Source organism: Longibacter salinarum, from assembly GCF_002554795.1.
GTDB lineage: Bacteria > Bacteroidota > Rhodothermia > Rhodothermales > Salinibacteraceae > Longibacter > Longibacter salinarum.
Genome location: NZ_PDEQ01000001.1, coordinates 114,326 through 125,705, shown reverse-complemented (window position 1 = coordinate 125,705; position 11,380 = coordinate 114,326). Strand labels below are relative to the sequence as shown.

Genomic DNA, 11,380 nt, shown 5'->3' with positions numbered 1-11,380 from the left:
GTCCGATTCTAGCGAGTCAAGCGCAACCCTACGCGGCAAACACGCCTTCCCCCGCCTTCTCCACGAGCCCGAGCGCGTCGAGCGTCTCTAGAAGGCCGCGGACGTCCTTGCGGCGGGCGCGGTGGAAATGCTGAGCGACCTGTTCGACCGTGAGTGGGCCGGTGCTCTGCTCCATGACGAGGCGAATGGCCTGAGCGCGCTCTTTGAGCTCGGACGGCCAGGACATCGGCTCCAGCACATCGGTGTCGTCCGGCAAGTCGATGTCGAGGTCCATCTCGCTCTGCTGGGCGACTTCTTCGGGCGCCTGGTACTCGGGGCGGAGCCAGCGGACCTTCCCCTGCTCTTCCTCGGCCTTCCGCTTGGCGTTGAGGTCGACGAGGCGTTGCAGGATTTCGTCCTCGGGCAGGCCGGGCTCCCAGCCGTACGCGCGGGCTACGGCCGCATCGAGTTCGTCGTGGATCTCGTGGAGGACGCCGACCAGCCCTTTCTCGTGGATCTCGCGCTCGTCTTCGTCCAGCGTCTCCCCGGAGGCCCCTTGTGGGTCATCCTGTTTCAGGGCGCGCTCTTTCTCCAGCACGTTGTAGAGGCCGGTCATCGTAAGATCTTCGTGCCGGTCGAGGACCTGCTTCCGGTGACGGTCCAGCTGTTCCCCCAAGTCTCGTATCTCGGCTTTCTCGTTTTCGTCAGCTAGGGGAAAAGGGAAGGGGTCGAAGCATTGGGTGTTGTTGTAGCGCGAATCGTTGCCAACGCCCAGTCTACCACCTGCTGCCATTGCCCAAGTTACATGGATACGACTGCACAATACTCCCAGATAATAGGCATCCTCGATAGCGATGTTTACCAATCCATCGTCGGGGCAAATCTCCGAGTTCAAGAATTGGAAGAAGCGATGTTTGGACACGTAAGGTGTTGCGATGAACCTGTCAATCGCGTCCAGTGCATTTCGGAGATTGGTTCCTGGACGACCAAATAGCCACCAGTTCTCACGTCTATACTCCTCATTATTCTGGTCTCTTTCAGGCTTCACGTGATCTCTGACATGTTGATACAAAGACGGAAGTTGCTTCCTTAGCTCTTGTTTAGTCAGACCATGAAGATCGAGGATGAAAACATCTCGGGAGCGTTGTGTCAGATCACGACCGTTCATGTAAGCCTTGATATAGTCCGAGTTCTCTTTGCTACTTCCAAGACCCAGTTTTACTGCTTCCGCTCGACTTAGTACAAAGCCCCTCCCTACAGGATTGAAGCCACGGTAGCAGATCATATCATTTGCTTCCAATGGTCCTGCACCTGCCACATCTGCGCCAATGGTCAGATCTGGAAGGATGTTGCCTTGCCGCGTCTTCAGTTGCACGTTCCAATGTATGCCGTCGGACGCACCTTCTTCCATTACCTCTTGCAGCGTCCCCTCCTGATCGGAGACGGCCCCTACTGTCATAGCAATTCGCACATCCGCTCCGTCGCGTCCTGCGACCCACGGGTGGTCCGGAATGGCAAAGACGAGGTTCACGGATGGGTTCGTGTTAATTTGCTTCTCCATGACCTTTCGGTTGAAGGTCTGGCTTATGCTATTCGTCGAGACGAACCCAAACTGCTCGGCCGGTATATTCCAGTTGTCCAACTTGCCGCGAACCGCCTTCGCTGCTTTGTACCACCAGAACATGACGAAGTCCGCGCTCTTGGGCACTTTGTAGAGATAAGCGTTTCGAACGGCCTCTGTATATCCTTCACCGAGCGCATCGCGCATCCGCTTGTTACCCACGAATGGCGGATTCCCCATGATAAAGTCCGCTTCCGGCCACTCAGCAGGCTGAGGATTCGTGTAGTCGTACACCGGTTCCTGCGCCGTCTCATCCGGCACCATTTCGCCTGTCGTCGGGTCTTCTTTGTAGGTGCGGCGGTCCCATCGCGTAACGGGCTCATCGTCTTCGTCCGTGCGCGGCACCTTTTCGTCGTAGGCGAGCACCGCGTCCCGGCATTCGATGTTGCCGGTGTCTTTCAAGATCGGTGCGTCCAGGCGATCGGCGCTGCCGTATGTCCGGAAGTGCCACTGCAAGTAGCCGATCCAGAGCACCACGTCCGCGATGGCAGCGGCCCGCGGGTTGATCTCCAGCCCGAGGAGCTGCTCGGGGGAGACGCGATAGCCGCCCGTCATGTCCAGCGTTTGCTGCCCCGCGTAGGTATTGAGCACGTCTAGAACCTCCGCCTCCAGGCGCTTCAGGTGCTCCAGCGTGACGTAGAGGAAGTTACCACTGCCGCAGGCCGGGTCGAGAACCTTCACCGAGCAGAGGCGCCGGTGAAAGTCCACGATCTGCTGGCGCGCTTCGTCCTCTTCATCCGTCGCTTCCAGCTGCGCGGCAGCCGTCTGCGCCGCGGCCCATTCGTCACGGAGCGGCTCGATCACCGTCGGGACGACGAGGCGTTCGACGTAGGCTCGCGGCGTGAAGTGTGCACCCAGCTTGTGCCGCTCGCGAGGGTCGAGGGCCCGTTCGAGGAGCGTCCCGAAGATGGCCGGCTCCACGTTCGTCCAATCTGCCTCCGCCGCCTGAATCAGTAGCTCCAGCTGTGCTTCCGATATGGGCAGGGCACTCCGGTCCGCGAACAGGCCGCCGTTGAACTGTCGGACGTCGGTCTTGAGGCCCGGCTCGAAGCCGCCCTCGTCCATCGTGGTCCACAGGTGTTCGAGCGCTTTCGGGAAAGCGTCCAGGTTGCCGCGGTAGTCAGCCAACAGCCCGGTGAATGAGCGCTCGGGCAACAGACCTACGTCCTCCGCGAACATGGTAAAGAGCGACCGCATCAGGAAGCCGGCAACATCATCGGCCGCGTGGCCCTGCTGCTCGAGGGACTGCGCGAGCATTGCGAGTTTATCCGCCAACTCCCGCGTGACGGCCGTGGATTGGCGTGTGGGATCGAGTTCGAGCGGCTCGGTCCAGATCGTCCGGAGTACCTCCCGCACGTTCTCATCCTTCAGGTCCTCCAGGAAGACGCGGTGGGTGGGTTTATCCGGAAAGGGCACGTAGTTCTTTCCCTGCCGGGCGAAGTCCGCATACAGGTCGATGCAATAGCCGATATCGACGACAATGAGAAAGGGCGGCCATCCGTCCTCGTCCGGGAGTGCACGAGCGTAGCGGCGGGCCTGGTTCTTCGCCTTGGTCATGGCTTGCTCCCACGATCGCTGCCCGCGGCGGGCGGTACCGAGGGTTCGCTTGGGCTCGCGCACGCCCAGCACCTCCGCTTCCGTGATCTCAGGCGTATTTGACCCTTGCTTTGCCTCTAAGACGAAGCACCCCTTCTTGTAGAGATCGATGTAGCCGCGCTGACCTTCCTGTGTGGCGGTCAGGTCCACGCGCCGCTCGAACGCATACGTGTTCTGCTCCGGGTCCTCGACCGAGGGCTCGGGAGGCTCCACCTCCAGGACGTGCTTGCAGAGCTCATTGAGAAAGGACTGGGCGTTGGCCTGCTCGTCGGCCTGAGACGTGCTCCACCGATCAATGAACTCCGATACCGTCATACAACTGCGTCTGCTTTAGGGACTGTACGTAGTGCGAATAATAGCAAATTGCAGTCCGAAATCACAGGGCGATTCGTGTCCAGATGGAAAACACGAACGGGCGTCGGGCTCCGACAATAGCGGTCGTCCTTATTGAGAGCCTCACGCTCTGATGATAAGCACGCCAATCCAACATTCGACACCGTCCGGTCATCCAACGTCCGAGCGACACGATGACGTCATAGCGGGATACAAGTCCGTTTACACACGTCCCGTTTCTCTCCTCCAACGTTTCCCACCCTGTCATCTCCAGACCTCTTCTCCCAAACATCTGCTGAAATACCTCCGCACACGAAACCTCGTGACGACCCGGCGGACCATCGGGAACCTGTAGATATGAGACCTGGAGAGATGACAGGTCGCCAACCAAACCGTCGCATATCTGCACATTCTCGAACGCCTGCTTTTCAGATTCCTCTGTTGGAATCGACGACGCCGTATGCGCTCTGTCGTAAGCCGACGGAGGAACGTCTCTGGCAGACCGGCCTGCAGGATACGTTTCTGACCGTGCCGTTCATCTGCGCCCCTGATCAATCCGCCGCATTCATCGTGCAGTTATATCTTCCTCCACACGCGCATTCGCTTTTGCCGATATATTTCTGTAACCTGCAGAGTATAACGCGTCGTCGCAGCGATTCCTCAGTGGCTTCGTCCGGATCGTGCACCGTTTCGAGCTTACGTTAACGTACAGGTCTGTTCGGGCGTGAGCCGACGCAATACACGTATAAATGCATGCACCTGCGCATCGTAAGTGAGTACAGTCCATCGGATCAGTGAACACATCGGCCGCGCAGGTGAAGGACGCTTCTGGCGCGAAAGTACGATGCGCGCGCCTCTGGCCGGTGACGCTTCGCCGATGCACATCTCCGCGAACCATCGTGCAGTACAGCGTCGTGCTCGCATGCATCCGGGGATCAAATAGCGAATGAGCGTTTCGCAAGCGCTCGTCCGACGAAGCACTCTCCTCCCGGACCACCATGGCGTGCGACACAAACGCCAACGTCAGACCGCGGCCGTAGAGTCAAACAAATCCGCGACCGCCGCCCCTTCAGACGGATTGTCCGTCTCCCCTGCCCGAAATCTTCCGTGATCTTCTGCTGATGATGAACTTTCTCGATACGCCCCTTTCTCGCCTCTTAGGCGCATTGTCCTTTGTCATATTGCTCGGTCTAGGATGGTGGATCGGATCGGAGTTGTACGATTCCGACGCTCCGAGCGAAGAGCGCGCCGTTCATGAAGGGTTTTGGCCTGGAGGAGAGGCGCCACACACTCCCGATGCCTATCCGTCACCGAGTCCGAGTGGCGAACTGAAGCCTGTCGAGGCCGGCATCGGTGCGGAAGACGATCCGATCGCGCGTGCTCGCTTCGACTGGATGCGTCTGCGCGACCCCAGCACGGGACGTATTCCCAAAGGTATCCGCGCAGCGGAACTCTCGTTCGCGGAAACCCTGCCGAAGGACTGGAGCAAGTCGCTTTCCTGGAACAAGCGCGGCCCCTTTAACATCGGCGGTCGCACACGAGCTCTGGCCTACGACATCAGCGACCCGACGTACCAGACGATCCTCGCCGCAGGCGTCTCCGGCGGGATCTGGCGCACCACCGACGGCGGCACTTCCTGGTCCCGCGTCACCGATCCGGACCAGCGCCCCTCCATCACAAGCCTCACGCAGGACACGCGCACCGGTAAGACCGATATCTGGTACGCCAGTACGGGCGAACGGCGTGGCAACTCCGCCGGCGGCGGCGCCGGCGCCTTCTACCGCGGCGACGGCGTCTACAAGTCGACCGACGGCGGCCTGACCTGGTCCATTCTCCCCAGCACGGACGGCGAGTCAACACAGTTCGACTCCGTGTTCGACTATACCTGGCGCGTCCGCACCGACCCATCCAACGCGACGCAGGACGAGGTCTACGTCGCCGCTGCCAACTCGATCGTCCGCAGTACGGACGGTGGAGCCACGTGGAGTGCGGTCCTTGGCGGATCGGCCGTGTTTCCGGAAATGGAAATCACCTCGACCGGCGTCGTCTATGCAACGCTGAGCCAGTCCACGAACAACAGCGGACTGTACCGTTCGCCAGACGGAGTGAACTGGACGAACATCACGCCGGCCGACTTCCCGGCCATCGAAGCCCAACGCACGACGATTGGCGTGAACCCGTCCAACGAAGATGAGGTCTGGTTCCTCACGTATGCCCCCGGCAGCGGCCCGGCTGGCGACGACGGATCCGGCCCAGCCATCGATCACGAGCTGTGGATGTACGACGCCGGTGACGGCTCCTGGACCGATCACAGCGACCTCCTCCCCACGCGCGGGGACGGCCAGGTCGGGAGTGTCGGCGGGGCGAGTGGCGACTTCAACACGCAGAACGGCTACGACATTTTTGTGAAGGTCCACCCGGCTGACGGTGGCACCGTGTTCGCCGGAGGACGCAACCTCTGGCGCATCGACACAACCGCCACGGCTGGCAGCGCAGATAGCTGGATCGGCGGCTACACGCAAACGAACATCTCGTTCGCGACTTACGAGCCCTCCGGCAGTGACCCGCACCACCCCGACCAGCACGGCGCAATCTTTCAGCCGGACGACCCCTCCGTCATGATTACGGCTAGCGACGGTGGCGTGCACCGCACCACGGACAACATGGTCTCGGGCGACGGCAACGTCGTCTACGAAAGCTTGAACAACGGCTACTTCAGCACACAGTTTTACCACGTATGCAGCAACGCCGACCCCACCGATCCCACCGTGATGGGCGGCATGCAGGATAACGGGACCTGGTTCACGCAAACCTCAGACCCGACGGCAGACTGGACGGAGCAGCTCGGCGGTGACGGAGCAAACTGTGCAATTGCAAATGCGGCTACGCGCCCCGGAACGGCCCGCTACCCGTCGCTGCAGAACGGACAGCTCACGCGGTGGGACTACGATGAAAACGGCACACTCACGAGCGCCGTCTTCGTATACCCGACTAGCGCCTCCGGTATCCTCTTCGTCCACCCGTTCGAACTGGACCCAGTGAAACGGAACGTCATGTACTATCCCGGCGGCACCTCGATGTGGCGAACGGAGAACGCAGAAAGCACCTCCGGCATCGTCTGGGATGAACTCTCGAACGCAGCCCTGGCAGGACATGTCATCACCGCCCTTGACGCCTCGGAAGCCGACTCCGCGCACGTGCTCTACTACGGCACCGTGGATCCCAACGGTGGCCAGGGCCGCGTCTACCGTCTCGCAGCAGCTGACACCGTGCAGTCCGCAGCGGACGCAGACGATGTGACCGATGCAGCCTTCCCGACGGGCGGATACGTGAGCGACATCGCCGTCGACCCGGCAGATAGTGACCGCGTCCTCGTCGCGTTTTCCAACTACAACGTGACCAGTCTCTTCTTTACAGAGGACGGCGGCCAAACGTGGACGGACGTAGAGGGCAACCTCGCCGGTACGTCCCTCGGGGGCGGTCTTAACACAGGCCCTTCGATCCGTTCCGTGGCGATTCTGCCACAACCTGAGCTCTCGCAGACCACCTTTTACGTCGGAACAAGCGTCGGTCTGTACTCGACCAGTTCGCTGTCCGGCGGCACCACGTCCTGGACGCAGGAGGGACCGAACAGCATCGGCACGGTCGTCGTCGACGACGTCGACGCCCGCGCTGCGGACGGGCAGATTCTTGTCGGAACGCATGCCAACGGCGTATACAGCTCCAGCGCGCCACTGCCGGTCGAGCTGGCCGAATTCACAGCAACGGTCACCGACCAGGACGTCGAGTTGACCTGGCAAACTACCTCCGAGACCAATAACGCCTACTTCCAGATCGACCATCGGGCGGGCGATGCCCCCTTCCAGAAGCTGCACACGACGCCGGGAGCGGGCACGTCATCGGACCCGCAGAGCTACCGCTACCGGGTCACCGATCTTGGCGCCGGCTCACACGATTTCCGCCTACAACAGGTTGACGTAGACGGCAGCGTGAACCTCAACGCCACGCGAACGGTCGAGGTGACTCTCAGTCAACCCTTCGTTCTGACGTCCCCGGCTCCGAACCCGGTCGCCGACAAGTCGCGCATGAGCCTGACGGTGCAAGAGTCACAGCCCGTGAAGGTTCACGTCTACAACACGCTGGGCCAACGCGTCCAGACGCTCTTCGACGGAGAAGTCCGCGCGAACACACCGGTCGATCTAACGCTGGAGGCCGATAACCTCTCGAGCGGTGCCTACTTCGTCCGCGTCGAAGGACGCTCCTTCACAACCACACGCAAAGCGACTGTGGTTCGCTAAGTGACCCGGGGACGGTACCGGACTTACAAAACGCGAACCAGCGTCCACATCGGAGTATCGGACGCATCGCCGAGGGATTCGGATGGAGCCGACAGCCGAAGATCCCTCGGCGTTTCGCGTGGGAGCCCGTCGTCGGCATACGCATCAGCGACGTGTTGCTGCACCCACACCGTTCGACGGCCCGCCGCCATCACCGGCGTCGACATGCCGGTGCGAAGCACCGACCGGATGGCGAGCGTGCACTGCATACCGTCGGCATCTGACGTGCAGGTCTCGACGACAGCGCGTACTTCTACAGTGCCAGGCGGCGGAGCGGGGCGTGCTCGCAGGTCAGAACCATCGGTCCGGTCGCCCGCAGTAGACGAATCGGCACTCGTGGTGTCGGTAGCGGTCGATCCGGTGTCTGTACCCGTACTGTCCGGATCACCCGATCCGGCGCAAGCGCCAAGCAGAAAGACCAGAACGACGCCTACAGCCCACGGGCGCGAGAGACGTTGCAGAGAATATCGCATGGTGTCGTTGGCCATTGGTTGATTCGGTAATGTGGATGTCGATGTCCATGATTTCATTCGCCGGGCGCCTGCCACAGTCTCGAGCCAGGCTGCATCTAGAAGATGATACCGCCCCTCCCGTTCCCCAGACGTGCAAAACGACCAACGTGGACCCAAGAGAAAGATGAACGTTTACGCAGGAAGACTCCGTTGTGAAGTCAGCATCAGTTTCGCCCCTCCGCTAGCGTGCCAGCGGAATAGACGGACCTCAAATACCGTATTCACAACGCAGTCCGCGCACGCAAACGACGTCAGTACACTCCCGGCGCGCGTACTTTAAACGACTCAGGTGCGCTCGTGCATTTGGGCGCTCGCACCTAGACCTCACAAGACGGCCCGCCGTCCGTCCGACATCGGAATCCATCATCCCCATCCGTGCTTGACTCTGCTCGACCTCATATCGCGCTTTGCGTGAATCGCCGCCGGGCCTCCCACCTCCCCGCTTCTCCCCCTGTAGCTGACGTTATGCGAAGGACAGCCGTCTGTATACTCATCGGTTTCGCCTGGTTATTTCTTGCCCTCGGACCCGCTGAACGGGCATGGGCACAAGGACATCAGCCCGGAACGGATCCAGGTCCGGGTTTCGTCCGGGGGACCGTAATCGACGCCCAGGGGACGCCGCTCGCTGGCGTGAACGTCACAGTGCGCGCCGGGAAGGACGGCACCAGCACGGACTCCACCGGTGCCTTTCAGCTCCTCCTGCCGACCGGCACGTATCGCCTCGTCTTTACACGCGTCGGCTACGAGCCCGCCGCCCGGGACGTCGAGATTTCTTCAGGCCGAACAGCAACCCTCGACGTCGCCCTTTCGCTTTCCCCGTACACGCTAAACGAGATCGTCGTCGAAGAACGCACTAGCGCCCCCAGCCGCACAGCGACGACGGTGCAGCGCATCGAACCCGCCGCCATCCGCGGCCAGGACGCCGCCGCCGTGTCCGACCTCGGACTCCTGATCCCGGGCACGCACGTCCAGACCAACTCGCGAGGACAGACGCTCCTCTATTTCCGGAACGCCGGCGACCGGCAGACGGCGCAATTCTTTGACGGCGCCCTCCTGAACGTGCCGTGGGACAACCGGGTCGACGTGAGCCTGATTCCAGCCGGTGTCGTGGAGTCGATCACCGTCGCAAAGGGCACGGTGCCGGTTCGCTACGGCCCTAACACGATCGGTGGAGCGGTAAACGTGCAGTCGCGCATGCTCGACGTGCCCGGTGATCGCGTTGAACTGCAGAGCCAGATAGGTACCGCTGGACTCCGGCGTGGAATGGCCACGTACCTTCGGCGGAGCGGTCCGTGGGACGTGACGGCTGCCGTACAGCACGCCAGCCACGGCGACCAGCCGGTGCCGGACGAAGCGGATCTTCCTTTCAGCCAGCCGGACGCCGACCGACGTGTCAACACCGATCGCACGCTCACGAGCGCCTTCGTTCGGGGGAGTTACCGGTTTGATGGGAAGGCGCAGGTGGGGGTGTCCGCGCTCCACGTAGATGCAAGTCAGGGCGTGGCGCCGGAAAGTCACGTGGATCCTGCCGAGGCGCGCGTTCGCTACTGGCGTTACCCGACCTGGAAAAAATCCATGCTCATGGCAAGCGGACGTGCACCTCTGGGTGAACAAATCGTGCTACGCGGAGCATTGTGGGGAAGCCGCTTCGAGCAGGACATCTACCAGTACCAAAGCGTGGCGTACGACGCGCTTACCGAAACCCAGAACGACCGCGACTGGACCGGCGGAACGCGGCTCTTGCTGACGCGCCAGGGAGAAACCGGCAGCCTCACCGCCTTTGGCACGTTCCTTCGCACGCAGCACCGGCAGGCCATCGTGCCGTACGGCCCACAGGGCGCCGAAGCCGACTCCGTTGAGATCTTTGGACAGCGCCTATACAACGTCGGTCTGGAAGGCGACCTTGAGCTCACCGACCTTCTGACGGCATCCGGGGGCATCAGTTGGGACGGCACGGCAACGCCGACGACGGGGCCCTTTCCAGCGCGGGGGGCGTTTTCGGCAGTCAACGCGACACTCGGGCTGACGGCCACATGGAGCACCGGATGGACAGTTCGGACGACCGCAGGGCGCAAGACTCGCTTCCCGACCATGCGGGAGCTCTTCGGCGCGGCCCTTGGAAAGTTCGTTCCCAACCCGAACCTCTCCCCCGTCACCGCCTGGATCGCCGAAGCCGGCGTTCAGCGGCAAACTGGGCGCGTGCAGGGCGGGGCCACTCTCTTTCTTAGCCGCACCACCGATGCGATCGATCAGCGCACGTTCCAGAGCGGCCCCAACGCGGGACGAGAGCAGCGCATCAACCTGGGGGGCAGCCGGGTGGTGGGCGTAGAGGTGACGGGCGCGGTACGCCCGGTGGACGCGCTCACACTCGATGGCCACCTGACGTGGTCGCGACCTCGGGGCCTTCCCGACGGCGGCGACGCACAGAAGCTGGACGAGAAGCCGGCCTGGGTCGGGACCGGCACTGCCACGTGGACGCCCGGCAAGTTAACGTTCACCGGCCAGCTTCACCACACCGGCGGTACGTACGCCCGTACCGAGGCGAACACCTTCACTCGACTGCCCCGTGCGTGGATCGTAGATCTCCGAGCCGCTTACGACCTATCCATCGGCGCCGCGTGGTCCAGCGAGCTCTTCATCCGCGTCGACAATCTGACCGACGACGCCACCTACCTCCAGCTTGGCCTTCCCGGTCCGGGCCGGCAAACCCGCGCCGGACTGTCGGTGACGCTGTGACATCGCGACGCTGACGAACCCTCTGTGCAATTGTAGGCTTCCCCATTATCTGACCCAACCGGGCGTACAGAGTTAGAGAGGTTGCCCCCATAATTCAACCAGTCAAAAGTAGAGGGTCGGCGCGGCTTGATTGTAAACGCTAAAAAAAGAGCGGTGCACAACCGCAGTGTACAACTCTCTAGCCTTGCCATCTCACCGTCTAATTTCGCTCTTTGGGCAAACTAGGAAGCACAACCAGTTCGAATGGCAGCTCCAGTTCAGAACGC

Annotated in this window: 4 protein-coding genes; 2 read left to right on the top strand and 2 right to left on the bottom strand. The window is 61.7% G+C overall.

Translation table 11 applies throughout. The features are described from left to right. Window positions 1–28: 28 nt before the first annotated feature. Entirely contained in the window at window positions 29–3,511 is a 3,483-nt protein-coding gene (locus tag CRI94_RS00465) for a class I SAM-dependent DNA methyltransferase (RefSeq protein ID WP_098073698.1), read from the bottom strand. A 1,139-nt stretch (window positions 3,512–4,650) separates the two neighbouring features. On the opposite strand from CRI94_RS00465, the gene CRI94_RS00460 reads away from it, so the two are divergent. After that, window positions 4,651–7,827, top strand: a complete 3,177-nt coding sequence (locus CRI94_RS00460; protein ID WP_098073697.1) for a T9SS type A sorting domain-containing protein — start codon at window positions 4,651–4,653, stop codon at window positions 7,825–7,827. Window positions 7,828–7,850: 23 nt separating this feature from the next. Here the strand turns inward: CRI94_RS00460 and CRI94_RS00455 are convergent, their stop codons facing one another. After that, complete coding sequence (locus tag CRI94_RS00455; protein WP_143815250.1) at window positions 7,851–8,339, bottom strand: hypothetical protein; 489 nt, start codon at window positions 8,337–8,339, stop codon at window positions 7,851–7,853. A gap of 504 nt (window positions 8,340–8,843) precedes the next feature. Between CRI94_RS00455 and CRI94_RS00450 the strand changes: the two genes are divergently transcribed. Next, entirely contained in the window at window positions 8,844–11,114 is a 2,271-nt protein-coding gene (locus tag CRI94_RS00450; protein WP_098073695.1) for a TonB-dependent receptor, read from the top strand. Window positions 11,115–11,380 lie beyond the last annotated feature (266 nt).

Coding starts and splice junctions, on each gene's coding strand:
- CRI94_RS00465 (WP_098073698.1), bottom strand. CDS start 3,511: ATGACGGTATCGGAGTTCATTGATCGGTGGAGCACGTCTCAGGCCGAC.
- CRI94_RS00450 (WP_098073695.1), top strand. CDS start 8,844: ATGCGAAGGACAGCCGTCTGTATACTCATCGGTTTCGCCTGGTTATTT.
- CRI94_RS00455 (WP_143815250.1), bottom strand. CDS start 8,339: ATGCGATATTCTCTGCAACGTCTCTCGCGCCCGTGGGCTGTAGGCGTC.
- CRI94_RS00460 (WP_098073697.1), top strand. CDS start 4,651: ATGATGAACTTTCTCGATACGCCCCTTTCTCGCCTCTTAGGCGCATTG.